This window comes from Amycolatopsis sp. NPDC057786 (assembly GCF_042797905.1).
Lineage (GTDB): Bacteria > Actinomycetota > Actinomycetes > Mycobacteriales > Pseudonocardiaceae > Amycolatopsis.
In genome coordinates this window covers 19,556-38,160 of the sequence record NZ_JBHVKW010000087.1, presented here as the reverse complement: position 1 = coordinate 38,160, position 18,605 = coordinate 19,556, and the positions used below count along the sequence as shown (strand labels likewise).

At 70.0% G+C, this 18,605-nt stretch carries 16 protein-coding genes, 1 pseudogene and 1 riboswitch; of the genes and pseudogenes, 13 read left to right on the top strand and 4 right to left on the bottom strand.

From position 1 onward, the window contains the following. On the bottom strand, nucleotides 1–1,135 hold a 1,135-nt coding region (locus ACFVM3_RS32390), incomplete at its 3' end, for a helix-turn-helix domain-containing protein (protein WP_378443723.1). A gap of 92 nt (nucleotides 1,136–1,227) precedes the next feature. Between ACFVM3_RS32390 and ACFVM3_RS32385 the strand changes: the two genes are divergently transcribed. Next, entirely contained in the window at nucleotides 1,228–1,857 is a 630-nt protein-coding gene (locus ACFVM3_RS32385) for a response regulator (protein ID WP_378443722.1), read from the top strand. Between the two features lie 206 nt (nucleotides 1,858–2,063). Here the strand turns inward: ACFVM3_RS32385 and ACFVM3_RS32380 are convergent, their stop codons facing one another. From ACFVM3_RS32380 to ACFVM3_RS32370, 3 genes are read right to left on the bottom strand one after another with little or no spacing between them, the layout of a single operon-like run. Next, complete coding sequence (locus ACFVM3_RS32380; protein WP_378443721.1) at nucleotides 2,064–3,566, bottom strand: precorrin-2 C(20)-methyltransferase; 1,503 nt, start codon at nucleotides 3,564–3,566, stop codon at nucleotides 2,064–2,066. Then, the gene (locus ACFVM3_RS32375; RefSeq protein WP_016332061.1) at nucleotides 3,563–4,186 is read right to left on the bottom strand and encodes a precorrin-8X methylmutase; all 624 of its coding nucleotides are present in this window, start codon (nucleotides 4,184–4,186) and stop codon (nucleotides 3,563–3,565) included. The genes ACFVM3_RS32380 and ACFVM3_RS32375 overlap by 4 nt, the downstream gene beginning before the upstream one ends. After that, a complete protein-coding gene (locus ACFVM3_RS32370) occupies nucleotides 4,183–5,280 on the bottom strand; it encodes a precorrin-3B synthase (protein ID WP_378443720.1) in 1,098 nt (365 codons plus the stop codon). Before ACFVM3_RS32370 ends, ACFVM3_RS32375 begins: the two co-directional genes overlap by 4 nt. Before the next feature lie 98 nt (nucleotides 5,281–5,378). On the opposite strand from ACFVM3_RS32370, the gene ACFVM3_RS32365 reads away from it, so the two are divergent. The 12 genes and pseudogenes from ACFVM3_RS32365 (at nucleotide 5,379) to cobN (ending at nucleotide 18,421) form a co-directional block, all read left to right on the top strand. Beyond that, nucleotides 5,379–6,284, top strand: coding sequence for an ABC transporter ATP-binding protein (locus ACFVM3_RS32365; RefSeq protein ID WP_340685086.1), 906 nt, complete (start codon nucleotides 5,379–5,381; stop codon nucleotides 6,282–6,284). Beyond that, on the top strand, nucleotides 6,281–7,132 hold the full coding sequence (locus ACFVM3_RS32360) for an ABC transporter permease (protein WP_378443719.1): 852 nt from the start codon (nucleotides 6,281–6,283) through the stop codon (nucleotides 7,130–7,132). The genes ACFVM3_RS32365 and ACFVM3_RS32360 overlap by 4 nt, the downstream gene beginning before the upstream one ends. A gap of 3 nt (nucleotides 7,133–7,135) precedes the next feature. Beyond that, entirely contained in the window at nucleotides 7,136–7,381 is a 246-nt protein-coding gene (locus ACFVM3_RS32355) for a helix-turn-helix transcriptional regulator (protein WP_005162705.1), read from the top strand. Continuing rightward, nucleotides 7,378–8,043 carry a Clp protease N-terminal domain-containing protein gene (locus ACFVM3_RS32350; protein ID WP_378443718.1) on the top strand — a complete coding sequence of 222 codons (666 nt, stop codon included), beginning with the start codon at nucleotides 7,378–7,380 and terminating at the stop codon, nucleotides 8,041–8,043. Before ACFVM3_RS32355 ends, ACFVM3_RS32350 begins: the two co-directional genes overlap by 4 nt. Nucleotides 8,044–8,260: 217 nt before the next feature. Then, a pseudogene (locus ACFVM3_RS32345) lies at nucleotides 8,261–9,155 on the top strand (DUF222 domain-containing protein). Between the two features lie 57 nt (nucleotides 9,156–9,212). Further along, complete coding sequence (locus ACFVM3_RS32340) at nucleotides 9,213–9,551, top strand: hypothetical protein (RefSeq protein WP_378443717.1); 339 nt, start codon at nucleotides 9,213–9,215, stop codon at nucleotides 9,549–9,551. An 84-nt stretch (nucleotides 9,552–9,635) separates the two neighbouring features. Next, nucleotides 9,636–11,081 carry an SLC13 family permease gene (locus tag ACFVM3_RS32335; protein WP_378443716.1) on the top strand — a complete coding sequence of 482 codons (1,446 nt, stop codon included), beginning with the start codon at nucleotides 9,636–9,638 and terminating at the stop codon, nucleotides 11,079–11,081. A 17-nt stretch (nucleotides 11,082–11,098) separates the two neighbouring features. Continuing rightward, entirely contained in the window at nucleotides 11,099–12,253 is a 1,155-nt protein-coding gene (locus ACFVM3_RS32330) for a glycerate kinase (protein ID WP_378443715.1), read from the top strand. A 56-nt stretch (nucleotides 12,254–12,309) separates the two neighbouring features. Next, complete coding sequence (locus ACFVM3_RS32325; RefSeq protein WP_378443714.1) at nucleotides 12,310–12,558, top strand: hypothetical protein; 249 nt, start codon at nucleotides 12,310–12,312, stop codon at nucleotides 12,556–12,558. Continuing rightward, nucleotides 12,548–13,996, top strand: a complete 1,449-nt coding sequence (locus ACFVM3_RS32320) for a sensor histidine kinase (protein ID WP_378443713.1) — start codon at nucleotides 12,548–12,550, stop codon at nucleotides 13,994–13,996. The genes ACFVM3_RS32325 and ACFVM3_RS32320 overlap by 11 nt, the downstream gene beginning before the upstream one ends. Further along, the gene (locus ACFVM3_RS32315) at nucleotides 13,981–14,658 is read left to right on the top strand and encodes a response regulator transcription factor (protein ID WP_125681100.1); all 678 of its coding nucleotides are present in this window, start codon (nucleotides 13,981–13,983) and stop codon (nucleotides 14,656–14,658) included. The genes ACFVM3_RS32320 and ACFVM3_RS32315 overlap by 16 nt, the downstream gene beginning before the upstream one ends. A 53-nt stretch (nucleotides 14,659–14,711) precedes the next feature. Continuing rightward, nucleotides 14,712–14,786: riboswitch (cobalamin riboswitch) on the top strand. 53 nt (nucleotides 14,787–14,839) lie between these two features. Beyond that, nucleotides 14,840–18,421, top strand: a complete 3,582-nt coding sequence (cobN, locus tag ACFVM3_RS32310) for a cobaltochelatase subunit CobN (protein ID WP_378443712.1) — start codon at nucleotides 14,840–14,842, stop codon at nucleotides 18,419–18,421. Nucleotides 18,422–18,605 lie beyond the last annotated feature (184 nt).

Genomic DNA, 18,605 nt, shown 5'->3' with positions numbered 1-18,605 from the left:
CCTCGGTGGTCGCCGGATCGTCGTCGAGTTCGCGGCGGTTGAGACGGCGCTTCGTGTCTTCGGTGCCTTCGCCGAGCGCGGTCAGCCGAAGGAAGATCTGCCGCACGACGCGCTGTCTGTCCGGCTCCAGATCCGTGTAGACCGCCTCCGCGGTCTGCGCGATCGCGTTGAGGATCCCGCCGGCCGCCTCGTACGCCGCGCTGGTCAGCGTGATCCCCTGGCGGCGGTGCCAGGTCTCCAGCAGCGCGTGCGAGACCAGCGGGAGCATCGCGGGCTGACCGGTGGCGTCGGCGACGAGCGTCGTGACCAGCGCCGCCTCGACCCGGCAGCCGGCGCGGACGGCGGGTTCGACGATCGCGGTCCGGAGTTCGTCGGCGGTCATCGGGCCGACCATCACCTGCGCGTCGGTGAGCGCCTCGACCAGACCGGCGTGACGGCAAAGGTGACCGTAGAAATCCGCGCGGACACCGAGGACGACCCGCGTCCCGTGCTCGTCGCGGGAGAGCGCGAGCAGCGCGTCGACGAACTTCTCGCGTTCGGCCTGGTCCCGGCAGAGCGTGTAGACCTCCTCGAACTGATCGACGATCAGCAGCCGTCCCTCGGCGTCGATCTCCTCTTCGAGTGGATGCGCGCCGGGTGTCCGGATGACGGCCGGACGCTCGCTCACCGCCGCCAATCCGGCTCGCAGGACGGACGACTTCCCGGAACCCGAAGCGCCGAAGACACCGACGAGCCGTCGTTCCGCGAGCTTGCCGGTCAGCTCGGCGACCAGCCGCTCGCGGCCGAAGAACCGGGCGGCGTCGGCCGTCTGGAACGCGGCCAGCCCCAGGTACGGAAGCTCGGCGTCGTCGCGATCGCCCGCGGCCGCGGCGAGACCGGCCGCGACCGTGCGCCAGCGTTCCTCCCAGGCCTGGACGTCGCCGCCGCACGCGGTGACGTACGCGGTCGTCACCGCGAGGCCCGGTAGCTTCCGTCCGCCGGCGGCTTCGGAGAGCGCGGCGGCCGAGTAGCCCGCACGGGTCGAAAGCTCGCGGTACGTCGGCCCGCCGGCCTTCTCGCGAAGCTGCCGGAGATCCGCCGCGAAGCTCACGACGACGTCGTCGCCCGGCCCCAGCGGGCGCTCGCGTCTCGGCACCAGACCCCCGATCGTCGATCCGTTATCGAAGGGACATTGTTCACCGAAAACGGCCCGACACTGTACAAAAGTTCTGCGCTACAACCGATGGCGTGCCGATTCGAACCCAAGCGGTGACCGTGGTCTTCGCGGGTGTCCCCGAACCGCTCGCGTCCTCGGAGCTGGAGGTGGTCGCCCACACCCCCGACGAACGCGAAGCGGTCTGGCACGCCACGGCCCTTCGTCCGGACGTCCTCGTCCTGCCCGTTCACCCACCCGGGCTCGACGGGCTCGCCGTGACGCGCGAAGTGGCTTCCCGCGTACCGGGAACCGCCATCCTGGTCCTGACCCCGCCGGCTGACGGCGAACTCGTGATCGCCGCGATGCTCGCGGGCGCCCGCGGCGTCCTGTCCCGGAGCGCGGGGCACGACGATCTGGTCCGGTTCATCCGCGGGGTGGCGGCGGGCGCGGTCGTGTTCGGCGAGCGCGCCGCGGACCGGCTTTACGGCTTGCTGGCCGCTTCGCAGCCGATGCGGGCGTTCCCGCGGCTGACCTCACGCGAGCACGAGGTGCTCGACCTCCTGGCGGGCGGGCTGGAGATCCCGGCCGTCGCGCGACGGCTGGGACTCGCGCCCAAGACCGTGCGCAACGTCGTCTCGTCGATCCACGCCAAGGCCGGCACGGACGACCGGGAAGTGCTGCTCGCCCAAGCCCGCAACGCGGGCCTCGGGCATCACTCGTAAGTGCGGGGTGTCCTGACCAAGGACGCGACCGTGTGGATTTTGGGGCGTTGGATGACCAGAAATCCACACAGTGCCCGCCTGACCGGTCCGGTCACGACGGCCAGACCGCCGGAGGCGTGAGGGGTGTGTGGAAATGGGGACGTTGAACGTCTCTATTTCCACACACCCCTCACCCGCGGTAACACACGTCACCATTGTCCTAACCGTCAGTAGCTGCGCGGCGTCCAGACCACGCCGTTCTCGGCCCGCGTCTTCGACGAGCCGATGATCAGCAGGCAGCGCATGTCGACACTGGCCGGATCGAGGGTGCCGAGGGTGACCACGCGGACGTCCTCCTCGGGTCCGCCGACGTCACGGGCGACGACCACCGGCGTCTCCGGCGCGCGGTGCCGGAGCAGGACGTCACGGGCCTGCGCGAGCTGCGTGGTCCGCGTGCGGGACGCCGGGTTGTACAGCGCGAGCACGAGATCCGCCGCGCCCGCCGCGTCCAGCCGCCGTTCGATGATCTCCCACGGCTTGAGCCGGTCGGACAGCGAAAGCACGCAGTAGTCGTGGCCCAGCGGCGCGCCGACCCTGGACGCCGCCGCCTGGGCGGCGGTCACACCGGGCACGATCCGCACGCGGGCGCCCGCGCCGTGACCGGCGGCGACCTGCTCCAGCACCGCCGACGCCATCGCGAACACGCCGGGATCACCCGATGAGACGACGGCGACCCTGGCACCGTTCGCGGCCAGCTCCAGCGCTTCGACGGCGCGTTCGGCCTCGACGCGGTTGCCCGACGCGTGCCGCTGCTGGCCCGCGCGCTGTGGCACTCGCGCGACGTACGGGCCGTAGCCGACGACGTGCTCCGCCGCGGCCAGTTCCTCGGTCGCTTCGGGGGTCAGCCAGCCGGGACCGGCCGGGCCGAGGCCGACGACCACGACTTCGCCACCGGTATGCGTCTCCTGCTTCCTGACGGCTTCGGGTTCGTCGGCGAGCCGCGAGGCGTAGGCCGGGCTGGGCAGCAACGCCAGCGAGAAGTACGGCACCGAATCCGGGTCGACGTCGGCGAACGGCTCGACCCGCTGTGCCTGCCACGTCGCCCGTTCGACGTAGAAGGCGTCGTCCAGCTTCCCGGCTTCGGCCAGCGCCTCGCGGACGTTGCCGAACGTGCGCCCGAGTTTGAGCACCGCCGCGGCCTGCGTGTCGGCGAGGCGTCGCGCGAGTTCCGGCGCGGGCAGCGTGCCGGGCAGGATGGTGAGGACCTCGTCGCGCTGCACCAGCGGGCGGCCGAGCACGGAGGACGCCGCGCTGACCGACGTCACGCCGGGCACCACGGTCGCTTCGTAGCGGTCGGCGAGCCGTTCGTGCATGTACATGTAGGAGCCGTAGAAGAACGGGTCGCCTTCGCAGAGCACGACCACGTCGCGTCCGGCGTCGAGGTGCTCGGCCAGCCGCTTCGCGCTCAGTTCGTAGAAATCGGCGATGGCGCCTTCGTAGCCGCCGGGATGGTCGGTGGTCTCGGTGGTGACCGGGTAGACCAGCTTCTCCTCGATCTGGCCGTCCCGCAGATACGGTTCGGCGACCGAACGCGCGATGCTCCGGCCGTGCCGCGCGCTGTGATAGGCGATGACGTCGGCCTCGCCGATCAGCCGGGCGGCCTTGACCGTCATCAGTTCCGGGTCACCGGGCCCGAGCCCGACACCCCAGAGTTTCCCGAGCCCGCTCATTCGACCTCACTCGCCATCGCGTTGATCGCGGCGACGGCCATCGCGCTGCCGCCGCGGCGTCCGTGCACCACCAGGTACGGGGCGGGTGCCCGCTTCGCGAGCTCCACTTTGGACTCGGCGGCGCCGATGAAGCCCACCGGGACCCCGATGATCGCCGCCGGGGCACCGACCCCCTCTTCCAGCAGTTCCAGCAGGCGGAACAACGCGGTGGGCGCGTTGCCGATCGCCACCACGGACCCGGGCAGCTTGTCGCGCCACAGCTCCAGCGCGGCCGCGGACCGGGTGGTGCCCATCCGCTCGGCCAGCCCCGGCACCTTCGGATCGGACAGCGTGCACAGCACCTCGTTGGCGGCAGGCAAACGTTTGCGGGTCACCCCGGAGGCGATCATGTTCGCGTCGCACAGGATCGGCGCGCCCGCTTCGAGCGCGGCGCGGCCGGATTCCACCACGTCCAGGCTGTAGCGGAGATCGTCGACGAGGTCGACCATCCCGCACGCGTGGATCATCCGCACGGCCAGCACCGCGACGTCGTCGGGGAGGATCGCGAGATCCGCCTCCTCACGGATGGTGGCGAACGAATGCCGGTAGATCTCGGCCCCGTCCCGGATGTAGTCGATCACTGCTGCCCCTTCAATTCGGCGCTGTCTTTCTTCGCCAACCACTCAGTCAGCTCGCCGACCGGGACGAAGGCCCCGTCGACCAGATAACCGTCCTCCGTCGCGAGCACGTCGACGTGCTCGCGCGCGGGCTTTCCGCATCGCCGTTCACACCCGGCGAAATGGGCTCGCGGCGTCCGTCCGACCCGGACCGCGTCGGCCCGCACGTCGGCGAGCGACTTCGCGCAGCCCGGCTGCCCGACGCAGGCACTGATCCCGAGCGACGGCTCACCCGGATCGGTGATCAGCCCCGGTTCCGCTTCCACGGGGCCGAGAACCAGGATCGACCGCCACGGGGTGACCACGGCGTTCCCTGCCTTCGCGATCTTGCGCGCCTGCGCCGAAGTGAGCCTGCCGAAAACGGGGGCGACCCCGGTCGCCTCCCCGATCGGCCCGATCGGAAGACCGGGGTTCACCGGGAACCTCCGCGGCTCCACGGTTTCGCCTGGTATGCCCTCGATCAGCGTCTTCGTGTCGGCGAGTTCGCTGACCCGCCAAGCCGTTCCCCGCGTTCGAAGGAACGCTCGCGCGACCGAGAGCAGGGTCTCGACGGCGTGTTCGGCAGAGACCCGCAGGCCGGTGTCTTCGCCGGCGAGCAGCACGGCTCCGTCGCGCCAGCAGACGTCGGCACCTTCCCCCGCGACGTCGCCCTGGCCACCGTCGAGGGCGAAGAGGAAGCGTCCCGGAAGTTCGGCCAGCTCAGGGACGGCACACAGCGCCTCGTCGAGCGCCGAGGCGAGCTTCTGGGCGATACCGCTCAGCGGCGACGCGAGGATGTTGCGGACCCGTTCGTGCGACGGCGAAGGCAGGAGCCCCGCCGCGGCGAGCCTGCCCGCGAGACCCGCCCGGGTGACGCCGCGCAGCTGCACGTTTCCGCGGGAAGTCAGGTGGAGGGCGCCGTCCCCGAGGTCGTCGGCGGCGTCCGCGAGCGCATCGAACTGGGCCGAGGTGATGGCGCCGCCGGGCAGCCGGACCCTGGCGAGCGGACCGTCGGCGGCGTCGTGCGTGGCGAAGACACCAGGGCACGCGTCGGCTCGGACACGTGCGCTCGTGGACATGCGCTCACTGTAGATGCCCCCTTCGAGCGAGAGTATGTCTCAGATCATATGTAGTAGATGTGCTACATTCGATCGCAGCACTGAGATGGGGGTGACCAATGAGAGATCCACACGACGTGATGATCTCCGTCAAAGATCTCCGCATGCGGTACGGGACGAACGACGTCCTCCACGGCGTCGACTTCACCGCGCATCGGGGCGAGGTGATCTGCCTGCTTGGCCCGAACGGCGCGGGCAAGACCACGACGATCGAGATCCTCGAAGGCTTCCGGATGCGGTCGGAGGGCGAGGTCAGCGTGCTGGGCACCGACCCGGCGCACGCGGACGAGAACTGGAGGGCGCGGCTGGGGGTCGTCCTCCAGGCCTGGCGCGACCACGCGAAATGGCGGGTGCGCGAACTGCTGGAACACCTGGGCGGCTACTACGCGCCGTACTCAACGGACCGCATCAAGCGGCCGTGGGATCCGGACGAACTGGTCGCCGCGGTCGGCCTGACCGAGCACGCGGACAAGAAGGTCCGGATGCTCTCCGGCGGGCAGCGGCGACGGCTCGACGTCGCGATCGGCATCGTCGGCCGTCCGGAACTGCTGTTCCTCGACGAGCCGACCGCCGGACTGGACCCGGAGGCGCGGCGCGAGTTCCACGAACTCGTGCACCGGCTGACCGATGACGACGACACGACGATCCTGCTGACCACGCACGACCTCGACGAGGCCGAGAAACTGGCAGACCGGATCCTCATCCTGAACCACGGCCGCATCGTCGCCGACGGTTCGGCCGACGCGCTGAGCAGGCAGATCGCCGGCGAGGCGGAGGTGCGCTGGACACTGGACGGACAGCGGTTCGTGCACTCGACCACGGAATCGACGAAGTACGTGCACGAACTGTTCAAGCAGCACGGGGACGCCATCGGCGACCTGGAGGTCCGGCGGGCGTCACTCGAAGACACGTACATGACCCTGGTCCGCAAGGCCGAATCCCTCGAGGCGGTGGGCGCGCGATGAACACGGTTCAGCACAGTGTCCGGCTGGGCGTCCGGCGCGGCTGGCTCGAAGCCCGCCAGATGATGACCAACCGGGAAGACCTCTTCAACACCTTCCTCTTCCCGGCGATCTTCGTGCTCGTCATGTTCTTCATGCGCGGCGCGAAACTGCCGGGCACGGAGTTCTCGCTCGGCGCCGCCACCGTGCCGAGCGTGCTGGGCGCGTCGATCGTGTTCAGCGGCATGCTCGGGATGGCGGGCGTCCTCGCCGTCGAACGTGAAGACGGCACGCTCCTGCGCGCCAAGGCCACCCCGAACGGCATGATCGGCTACCTCGTCGGCAAGGTCGTCACGGTGTCGTTGAACACGATCGTCTCGATCGTGCTGGTACTGATCCCCAGCCTGATCCTGTTCGACGGCATCGCGCCCGGCGGACTGACGTCGTGGCTGGGCTTGGCGTGGGTGCTGGTACTCGGCCTGCTCGCCACCATGCCGATCGGCGCGATCTTCGGCTCGCTGACCTCGAACGCGCGCAGCATCGGGCTGATCATGCTGCCGACACTGGGTATCGGCGCGATCTCCGGGATCTTCTACCCGATCACCGCGCTGCCGGAATGGCTGCAGTACATCGGGCAGGTGTTCCCGATGTACTGGCTCGGCCTTGGCATGCGGTCGGCGCTCCTGCCGGACTCGACGGTGATGGTCGAGATCGGGCAGTCCTGGCGGCCCTGGGAGACCCTCGGCGTGCTGTCGGTGTGGGCCGTGATCGGATTGACGCTGGCCCCGGTCGTCCTGCGGCGCATGGCGCGGCGCGAGTCCGGGTCCTCGGTGGCGGAACGACGGGAAAAGGCGATGCAGCGAATTGGCTAGTTCATGAGCGAGGTCGTTTACAACCGGATCGCGATGTTACGGGCGGAACGGGGTATCTCCCGCCGCGAACTCGCCGATGCGCTGGGCGTGCATTACCAGACCATCGGCTACCTCGAACGCGGCGAGTACAGCCCGAGCCTCTACCTCGCCCTGCGGATCGCGGAGTTCTTCGAGGTGGCGGTGGAGATCATCTTCTCCACCGCCCCTTTCCCGCGGATAGGTGACTCTTCGTCGGAGCGGTCGGCGTGAGCTTGTTGGAGCGGGCACACGCCCATGCCGTCCGGCTGGGCCACGATCGGATCGGCGGCGAGGAACTCCTGCTCGCTCTCCTCGACGACGGCGCGGGATACGCACTGCCCGGTGCCTTGGCGATTTCTCGCGACGTCCTCGTGTGGCAACTGGAGAAAGCGGCTCGCACGGATCCGTCACCGGCCGCCGGGACCGTGGACGGTCATCCGGTCACCGCCGAAGTCCGCGAAGTGCTGCGGCACTCCGGCGTGCTCGAACTGGTCACCGGACTGCTGTCCACCGGTGGTGGACCGGCCCGCGTCCTGGGCGAACACGGTGTGACGGAGGAACGGTTGCGGGAGGCCTACGCCCGGATCTGGGCTCCCTTCCTCGACGAGAACGCCGCCTGGGGCAGTTCGCCGTTACGCGACCCCACCGAACCGCCGACCGAGATCGACCTGCTGACCTCTCGGATCGCCGAACTCCGGCGACGCAAGGAATCGGCCGTCGACGCTCAGGAGTTCGCCCAGGCCGCAGTCATCCGCGACGAGGAGAAACCGCTCGTTCGCCGACGGTCCGAACTCATCCGGGAATGGGCCGCGACCGTCGATCCGGTCGATCTCGCCGAGGCGGTCGTTTCGCTGCGAGAACAGGTCGCGATGCTTCGAGAGCCTCGCGATTAGCCGACTAATCGCGGGCTTTGAGGGTAAGGAAAAGGCCACAGGCCACGAAATCGACTTGAGCAGCTAGGGGTTTCTCGCAGTTAGTCGGCTAATTGCGAGACTCACTCAGAGCGAATCGACCGACCGTCCGATTCATCCGTCAGTGTTGTTTTGCGCGTTTCGCTGGTCGCTTAAAATTACGAACACATGTTCGGTTGATTTGCGGTATTTTTGAGGGGTGTCCGAGACCTTCCTTCCCGAGTTGCCGCAAGAACTGTGGCGCGCCGGCAAGCTGGAGCTTGCCCATGGTGTGCAGCAGTCGTTGCGGGTGATTCGGATGGCCATTGCCGGGTTGGGGCAGTTTCTGGCGGAGATCGAGGCTCGGGGCCCCAAGGACCTGTACGGGCACGGCACTACGGCTGGTTGGTTCGCAGAGATGGCGGGGTTGTCGCGTGCCGAGGCGGGTGCGGTGGTGAAGCGGGCGATCGCCCTGAACCCCACCCGTGCCTTGGACGGCACGGAGGTTCCCGCCGTGGCGCCCGCGACCGCCGCTGTCGCTGCGGAGGGCTTGGTCGGGGACGAGCGGATCGATCAGATCCTGGAGATCTTGAAGAGTCCTGGCGATCGCCTGCCCGGATCAGCCCGGCACCAGCGGCTACCGCACCCTGGTGAACGTCACCATCAGCCTCGACGAACTCAAGTCCGGCCTCGGGACCGCGTGCCTGGACTTCGTCGGCACGATGACCGCCCGGGAAGCCCGCCTCGCCGCCTGCGACTGCCTGATGCTGCCGGTCGTGATGAGCGCCGCCGGAGAACCTCTCGACGTCGGGCGGCTGCGGCGGTTCGTCACCCCAGGCCAACGACGTGCGCTGAACATCCGCGACGGTGGCTGCGCGTTCCCCGGGTGTCATCGGAAACCCAAGAACTGCCACGCCCATCACGTCGTGCACTGGTCAGACGGCGGACCGGCGGATCTCCGGAATCTCGTGCTGCTGTGCGGTTTCCACCACCGGTTGATCCACCACGCCGACTGGGCAGTCCGCATGGCCACCGACGGGCTACCGGAGTTCATCCCGCCTCAGTACCGAGATCCGCTCCGACAACCCCGGCGCAACACCCTGCATCACGTCTGAATCCCGAGGAACCCGCCACACCGGCGACGGGCTCGGCATGCCCACGCCCGGGCCTCCGTGAAAAAACCCTTCACTGTCTACCGATTCTTCCTTCAGCGCGATGACCTCGGCGTGCTGACCGAACCCGTCGCTTCGGATCACGATGAAAGGCACTATGTCGGCATGGCCGACGACATTCCCACCGTGACGATCAAGCTCTGGAGATCCGATGCCGTGGTGTTGTTCGACTGGTTGATGAGCACAGATCTGGACAGCGTCCCGATCACCCACCCGGCCCAGAAGCAGGCGCTGATGGATCTGCTGACTCGCCTGGAGCACGAGACCGAAATCCCCGGCGTCACGCAGGAGCAGATCGATATGGCCCAAGCCGAGGTCGCGCGCGACATGGCGTGGTAGGCGGCACGCGCCCCCAGAGAAACATGAAGACCTCCTCATCCGTCCTTAACGGACGATTCAGGAGCGCGCCACAAGCTGGTCACCGTGACCGCCTACACCTACACGACCCGAGCGACACCGAAGCCGCCGGAACCCAAGAGCCAAAAGGCTTCCAAGAACAGCAAGACATGGCTGATCGCGGCCGCGGCCATCGCGGCGTCGGCCACCGCGCTGATACCGGACGGACCGACCTGGCAAGGCGCACTGGTACTGGCCGTCTTCACCGCGGCCGTAGGCGCATGGGTACTGACCAGCCTGGACGACACGTGGGTCGCGCTCGCGGCGGTCGCCGTCCTGGCCGTGACCGGGGTCCTGACGCCCGACGACCTGTTCGCCACCCTCGGCGCGGATCTGGTGTGGCTGCTGATCGCGGCGTTCGTGCTGGCGGCCGGGCTGACCGCTTCGGGGCTGGTCGACCGGTTCGTGGCCGTGTTGCCGGCGCGGGCGCGGTCGGTGCGGGGGCTGGCGCATCTGTCGACGGTCGCGTTGGTGGTCTCGTCGCTGGCGGTCCCCTCGACGTCGGGGCGGGCGGCGCTGGCGGTGCCGGTGTTCACCGCCTTGGCGAGCGCGCTCCCGCGGATGGCCAAGGCGCTCTCAGTGCTGTTCCCGACGGTGGTGTTGCTGTCGGCGGTCTCGACGCTCATCGGCGCGGGCGCGCATCTGGTGGCCGACCAGCTCCTGCGTGAAGCGACCGGCGACGGCATCGGCTTCCTGCGCTGGCTGGTGCTGGGCCTGCCGCTGGCGGCGGTCTCGTCCCATCTCGCGGCCGAGGTCGTCCTGCGGCTGTTCACCACGCGCGAGGACCGCCGTGCCCGCTTCGACCTGCGCGCGCGGTTCCCGCCGCGGGGGCCGTGGACGCGGACGGAGCGGTTCGCGGCGGTGACCACCGGTGTGGTGCTGGTGCTGTGGTGCACCGAATCGTGGCACGGCCTGCCGCCCGCGCTGGTCGGGCTCATCGGCGCACTGGCGATGTGCGTGCCGCCGCACCAGGTCACCACGGGCACGGCGCTGAAGACCGTGCCGTGGTCGCTGCTGCTGTTCACCGCCGCGACGGCCGCGCTGGGCAGCGCACTGGTCGGCTCGGGGGCGGCGGCCTGGGTGGCTGACGTGGCCTTGAGTCCTGCCAGGGGCGCACCGCCGTGGGTGGTGCTGGCGGTGGTGATCGTGGTGAGCACGGCCGCGCATCTGGCGGTGCAGTCCCGGTCTGCGCGGTCTTCGGTGCTGGTGCCGGTGGTGATCCCGCTCGCCGCGGCCACCGGGCTGGCCCCGGCCGCGGCGGTGTTCGCGTCCACCGCGGCGGCGGGGTTCTGCCACACCCTGACCTCGTCCGCCAAACCCGTCGCCCTGTTCTCCGGCATCGACGGCGTGCCGACCTATTCGCCCCGCGACCTCCTCCGGCTTTCGGCCGTGCTCGCGCCGCTGCACGTGGTCGTCGTCGCCGTCTTCGCCTTGCTCGTCTGGCCTCGTCTTGGCCTTCCGCTCGTGCCGTGAACAACCAGGAGGAAGTCATGCGGATCGTCGTCGCCCCCAGTGGGTTCAAGGAAAGTCTCGGCGCCGAAGCGGCCGCCGACGCCATCGCCGAGGGGGTGCTGCGGGTCGTCCCGTTCGCGGAGATCGACCGTGTCCCGCTGGTGGACGGCGGGGAGGGCTCGGCCGTCGCGCTGGCCGGGAGCACCGGCGGGACGGTGGTGGACACCGTCGTCACCGGTCCGGTCGGGCTGCCGGTGCGCTCCCATTTCGCGATTCTCGGCGACGGGTCGACGGCGGTGGTCGAGATGGCGGCGGCCGCGGGCCTGCGCCTGGTGCCCGCCGACCGCCGCGATCCCGGGCGCACCACCAGCCGGGGCGTCGGCGAGCTGATGATCGCCGCGCTCGACTCGGGTTGTGCCTCGGTGCTCGTCGGCTGCGGCGACTCCGGCGTGTCCGACGGCGGGGCCGGGGCACTCCAGGCGCTGGGCGCACGGGTGCTCGATCGCGCCGGACAGGAGGTCGGCCCCGGCGGGGCGGAACTGGCGCGGGCCCGGCATATCGACGTCGCCGGGCTGGATCCGCGACTGGCGGACACCGAACTGCGCCTGGCGGTCAACCCGCACAACGTGCTGTGCGGCCCGCGCGGCGTGGCCAGGGTGTTCGGCCCGCAGAAGGGCGCCACTCCCGAGCAGGTTGAAAAGCTGGCGACGGCGCTGGACAACTGGGCCGACGTCCTGCGCCGCGACCTGGGCGCCGACGTCGCGCTCGTGCCCGGTTCCGGCGCCTCCGGCGGTCTCGGCGCGGGTCTGTGCGCCGTGCTGGGTGCCCGCCTGCTGCCGCGGTTCGAGGTGCTGCTGGACCACGTCGACCTCGACGCCCGGCTGGCCGCGGCCGATCTCGTGGTCACCGCCGAAGGCACGATCGACGCCCAGACCCCGCACGGGAAGGTACCCGCCGAGGTGGCTCGCCGGGCCAAGGCGCACGGGAAGCCGGTGGTCGCGCTCGCCGGCCGGATCGGCATGGACGCCGACACCACCTACGCCGTCGGCATCGACGCCTTCCAGGCCATCCAGCCGGGCCCGGTGGACCTCGACGAGGCGATCCTGCGTGGCGCGGAATTCCTGACGGACGCCGCCGAGCGGATGCTGCGGATCGTGCTGGTGGGCACCCGCCTCTCAGCGCCCGTTATGTGAAGATTCCTTCATCTTGTCCTCATCTTCGCCACATCGACGACCGGAAGGGTGAAGCCATGGCCCGCTCGCGTATCGCCCTGCTCGCCGCCGCCGTGGCGCTCCCGCTCGGCGCGGCGGCGGTCACCTGGGCCTGGCCGGAGCCGCCCGCGCCGCGGGCGCCGATCGAGGTGAAACTGAGGGATCACCCGGCACCGGCCCCACCGCCGACCAGCAGTTCCACGCCGGTGGTCGTGCCACCGCCACCGGTGGTCCCGCCCGGCGACGACCAGGACGACGACGGGCAGAGCGACGACAGTGACGACTGAATCCCCGCGACGGCCCAGGATGCGGGCGGTCCCCGCGCGGATCCGGATCATGGGCTGGCTGCTGCTGCTCGTCGCCGTGGTGACGGTGGCGACGACGCTGGTCACGTACAACCTGCTGCTGCGCGAGGTGGACAGCGACGTCAACGCCGCGCTCGAACAGGAAGCCGCCGAACTGGGCCAGGTACTGGAAGAAGGCGTGGACCGCGCCACCGGGCAGCCGTTCCCGGACGTGCGGTCCGCGCTGTCGGCGCATCTGCGGCGCCAGTACGTCGACGACGACGAAGTGGTGCTGGCCTGGACACCGTCGTCCGGGCCGATCCTGCAGGACCGGGAGGAACCGTTCCGGCTCGGCGAGAGCCCGGGGCTGCTGAACCCGATCCTCGCCGACCCGGCACGCAGCGGCAGCGTCGAGACCCCCGCCGGGGAGATGCGCTGGATCCGCGTCGACGCGTCCGGCACCCGAGAGGGTGACCGGGGTTCTTTCGTCGTCGGCTACTTCGTGGATCGCGACCGCGCCGAAATCGCCACCACCGTGCGGACCCTGCTGTTCGTCGGCCTGCTCGGGCTGGTCCTGGCCGGGGCCGCGGCGTGGCTGGTCGCCGGGCAGATCCTCGCCCCGGTGCGGCTGGTCCGCCGCGCCGCCGCCGAGATCACCGAACACGACCTGACCCGCCGCATCCCGGTGGACGGCCGTGACGACGTCGCGGCGCTCGCCGAACAGTTCAACGCCATGCTCGACCGGCTCGACCTCGCGTTCGCCACCCAGCGGCGGTTTCTCGACGACGCCGGCCACGAACTGCGGACCCCGATCACGATCGTGCTCGGCCATCTCGAACTGCTCGACGACGATCCCGTCGCGCGGGCCGAGGCGATCCGGCTGTGTGTCGACGAACTCGACCGGATGAACCGCATCGTCGGCGATCTCCTGCTGCTGGCCAAGGCCGAGCAGCCCGACTTCGTCACCCTCGCGCCCACCGACGTCACCGAGCTGACCAGCGATCTCTACGCCAAGGTCCGCACCATCGGCGACCGTCGCTGGCGGCTGGAGGCACTCGGTGAGGGCCAGGTGGCGCTCGACGAGCAGCGGACGACCCAGGCCGTGGTGCAGCTGGCCCAGAACGCCGTCCAGCACACCGAGGACGGCGACGAGATCCTGATCGGCTCGGCCGTGACCGAGGACACGGTGTCGTTCTGGGTGGCCGATCACGGCCCCGGGGTGCCGCAGGAGGACGCCGAACGGATCTTCCAGCGGTTCAACCGGGGGCCGTCGGGCGGCCACCGGAGCGGGGCCGGGCTCGGACTGGCGATCGTGCGCGCCATCGCCGAAGCTCAGCACGGGCTGGTGCGCCTGGAGTCGGCACCGGGCCTCGGCGCCAGGTTCACCATTGAAATCCCTGTTCACGCAGTCGAAGGAGGCACGCCGTGGCCCGTATCCTGATCGCCGAGGACGAGGAGCGCATCGCCTCGTTCGTCCGCAAAGGACTCATCGCCAACGGTTTCACCACCACCGTGGTCGCCGACGGTGAACAGGCCCTCCAGTACGCCCTCGGCGACGGCTACGACCTGCTGGTCCTCGACCTCGGCCTGCCTTCCCGCGACGGCCTGTCCGTACTGCGGACCCTGCGCGAACACCACAACACGACGCCGGTGGTCATCCTGACCGCGCACGATTCGCCCCAGACCACCCTGGCCGGCCTCGAGGGCGGCGCCGACGACTACATGGCGAAACCGTTCCGTTTCGACGAGCTGCTGGCCAGGATCAGGCTCCGGCTGCGCCGCACCGAACTCGTGGCCGAGACCACGGTGCTGCACGCGGGCCCGTTGTCTCTGGACCTGCGCACGCGCCGCGCGGACGTCGACGGCACCGGCGTGGAGCTGACCTCACGCGAGTTCGCGCTCTTGGAGCTGTTCATCCGCCACCAGGGCCAGGTGCTCACCCGTGAGCAGATCCTCTCCCACGTGTGGGGTTACGACTTCGACCCCGGCTCCAACATCGTCGACGTCTACGTCCGCACGCTGCGGCGCAAGATCGGCGCCGGCCACATCCGCACCGCCCGCGGCATGGGGTACGCGTTCGACCCCGGCTACACATCACCTTGACTCCCGCCGGACCGCACCGGAGAGTGAAGTCCGAACCCACGCGTCGGCAGGTGGAGGAACCCGGTGAGAGTCCGGGGCGGTCCCGCCACTGTCACCCCTCCCGGTCAAGGAGGGGAAGCCAGGAACTCCGGCCGGCGCGACCGCACGACCCGGGGCGCGGACACCCCGAGTGAGGAATGCTGTGATCCTGCTTCTGTCCACTTCGGACACCGACCTGCTCAGCGCCCGGTCCAGCGAAGCCGACTACCGGCTGGCGAACCCCGCCCGGCTCGATCTGGCGGAGCTACCGGCCCTGCTCGAAGGCGCTCCGATCGTCGTCGTCCGGATCCTCGGCTCCGAACGCAGCTGGCAGGAGGGGCTCGACACGGTCCGCGCGAGCGGCGCGCACGTGGTGGTCCTCGGTGGTGAGCAGACGCCGGACGCGCAGCTGATGAAGCTGTCCACGGTCCCGGCGGGCACGGCGGCGGAGGCGCACGCGTACCTCGCGCAGGGCGGGCCCGAAAACCTCACCCAGCTGCACCGCTTCCTGAGCGACACGCTCCTTCTGACGGGTGACGGCTTCGAGCCGCCTGCGGTGCAGCCGCTCTGGGGTGTCCTGGAGCGCGAGCCCAAGACCACCGAGGGTCCGGTCATCGCGATCCTCTACTACCGGGCGCATCACCTGTCCGGCAACACCGAGTTCGTCCACGCCCTCTCCGACGCCGTCGAGGACGCCGGGGGCCGCGCGCTCCCGATCCACTGCGCGTCCCTGCGCACCCGCGAGCCGGAGATGATGGCCGAGCTGGCCAAGGCCGACGCGCTCCTGGTCACCGTGCTGGCCGCCGGCGGTACCCGGCCGTCCGAGGTCGGCGCGGGCGGCGACGACGAGGCGTGGGACGTCGCCGAGATGGCCGCGCTCGACATCCCGATCCTCCAGGCGCTGTGCCTGACCAGCGACCGCGAGACCTGGTCCGCGAACGACGACGGCCTCTCGCCGCTCGACGCGGGCAACCAGATGGCCGTCCCCGAGTTCGACGGCCGCCTCATCACCGTCCCGTTCTCGTTCAAGGAGATCGACGACGACGGCCTCCCCAAGTACGTGCCGGACGCCGAACGCGCGTCCCGCGTCGCGAAAATCGCGCTGGCCCACGCGCGGTTGCGCCACACTCCCCCGCCGGAACGCCGGATCGCGCTGATGCTGTCCGCGTACCCGACGAAGCACTCCCGCGTCGGCAACGCCGTCGGTCTCGACACGCCCGCGTCCGCGATCGAACTGCTGCGCCGCATGCGCGACCGGGGCTACGACCTCGGCGAAGATCCGTTCCCCGGAGTCGAGCCCACCGGCACCGACCAGCCCGACGGGGACGCGCTGATCCACGCGCTCATCGCCGCGGGCGGCCAGGATCCGGAGTGGCTCACCGAGGAACAGCTGTCCGGCAACCCGATCCGCGTCCCGGCCGACAAGTACCGCGAGTGGTTCGCCGAGCTGCCCGCGGAACTGCGCGAGGGCATGGAGGAGCACTGGGGCCCCGCGCCCGGCGAACTCTACGTCGACAACGGCGACATCGTCCTGGCGTCCCTGCGATCGGGCAACGTCATCCTGATGATCCAGCCACCGCGCGGCTTCGGCGAGAACCCGGTGGCGATCTACCACAATCCGGATCTCCCGCCGAGCCACCACTACCTGGCCGCGTACCGCTGGCTGGAGGAGGAATTCGGCGCGCACGCCGTCGTCCACCTCGGCAAACACGGCTCGCTGGAATGGCTTCCCGGCAAGACCGCGGGTCTCTCGGACTCGTGCGCGCCGGACGCCGTCCTGGGCAATCTGCCGCTGATCTACCCGTTCCTGATCAACGACCCCGGCGAGGGCGCGCAGGCGAAACGGCGCGCGCACGCCACGATCGTCGACCACCTGATCCCGCCGATGGCCCGCGCCGAGAGCTACGGCGACATGGCCCGCCTGGAGCAGCTTCTCGACGAGCACGCCAACATCGCCGCGATGGACCCGGCCAAGCTGCCCGCGGTCCGCGCGCAGATCTGGACGCTCATCCAGGCCGCCAAACTGGACCACGACCTCGGTGTCGAGGAACGCCCGCACGACGCGGAGTTCGACGACTTCCTGCTGCATATCGACGGCTGGCTGTGCGAGGTCAAGGACGCGCAGATCCGCGACGGCCTGCACATCCTCGGCGCAGCACCGGAAGGCAAGGCGCGGATCAACCTCGTACTCGCCATGCTGCGCGCCCAGCAGATGTGGGGCGGCAAACAGGGCGCGGTCCCCGGTTTGCGTTCTGCCTTGGGGCTCAAGGAGAACAGCGACGCCCCGCTGTCCGAAGTGGACGCCATCGAGCAGACGGCCCGCTCACTCGTCGAGGCGATGGAAGCCCGCGACTGGTCCCCCGCCGCGGTCGCCGAAGTCGTCGCCGAGGTGCCGGAACACCAGGAGGTCGCCCGCGTACTGACCTTCGCCGCCACCGAGATCGTGCCGCGGCTGGCGGGCACAGGCGCCGAGATCGACGCCGTGCTCCACGCGCTCGACGGCGGCTACATCCCGGCAGGCCCCAGCGGTTCTCCCCTGCGTGGCCTGATCAACGTGCTGCCGACCGGCCGCAACTTCTACACCGTCGACCCGAAGGCCATCCCGAGCCGTCTCGCCTGGGAGACCGGGCAGGCGCTCGCGGACTCGCTTCTCCGCCGCTACAAGGAGGACACCGGCGACTGGCCGCGTTCGGTCGGCCTCTCGGTGTGGGGTACGTCGGCCATGCGCACGTCGGGTGACGACGCGGCGGAAGTCCTTGCCTTGCTGGGTGTCCAGCCGATCTGGGACGAGGCTTCGCGACGGGTCACCGGCATCGAGGCGATCCCGCTCGCCGAACTCGGCCGCCCGCGGATCGACGTCACCGTCCGGATCAGCGGGTTCTTCCGCGACGCCTTCCCGCACGTGATCACCTTGCTGGATGACGCCGTCCGCCTGGTGGCGAACCTCGACGAGCCGGAGGAGCAGAACTTCGTCCGCGCCCACGCCCGCGCGGATCTGGCCGCGCACGGCGACGAACGCCGGGCCACCACGAGGATCTTCGGCTCCAAGCCCGGCGCGTACGGCGCGGGCCTGCTGCCGCTGATGGATTCCGGAAACTGGCGTGATGACAAGGATCTCGCCGAGGTCTACGCGGTCTGGGGCGGCTTCGCCTACGGCCGCGACCTCGACGGAAAGCCCGCGCGCGAGGACATGGAGAACTCGTACAAGCGGATCGTGGTGGCGGCCAAGAACACCGACACCCGTGAGCACGACATCGCCGACTCCGACGACTACTTCCAGTACCACGGCGGGATGATCGCGACGGTCCGCGCGCTCACCGGCACCGCGCCCGCGTCCTACGTCGGCGACAGCACCACCCCGGACGCCGTCCGCACGCGCACCCTCGGCGAGGAGACCGCCCGCGTCTTCCGCGCCCGCGTGGTCAACCCGCGCTGGCTGGCGGCGATGCGCAAGCATGGCTACAAGGGAGCTTTCGAGCTGGCGGCGACCGTCGACTACCTCTTCGGTTTCGACGCCACCGCCGGGGTGGTCGGCGACTGGATGTACGAGAAGCTGACCGAGTCCTACGTGCTCGACGAGGTAAACCAGGAGTTCCTGCGGCAGGCCAATCCGTGGGCATTGCGCGGCATCATCGAACGGCTGAACGAGGCGGCCGACCGGGGACTCTGGGCGGAGCCGGACGCTGATCTTTTGGCTCAGCTGCGTGAGGTCTACCTCTCGCTGGAGGGCGACCTCGAATCCTGACATCACCCGCTGGAGCGGCCCCGTGGCACTCCCGGCGGTACCACTGTCATATGCGCAGAACTTAGCGTGACAAGGGCGGTGGGACGTCAATGATCGGGAGGACAGCGATGATCAAGCGTCTGTTGAAGGTCGTGCTTCGCCACGGTTGCTGCTCGGCGTGCACCGGTCTGGGCTGCGGCTGCTG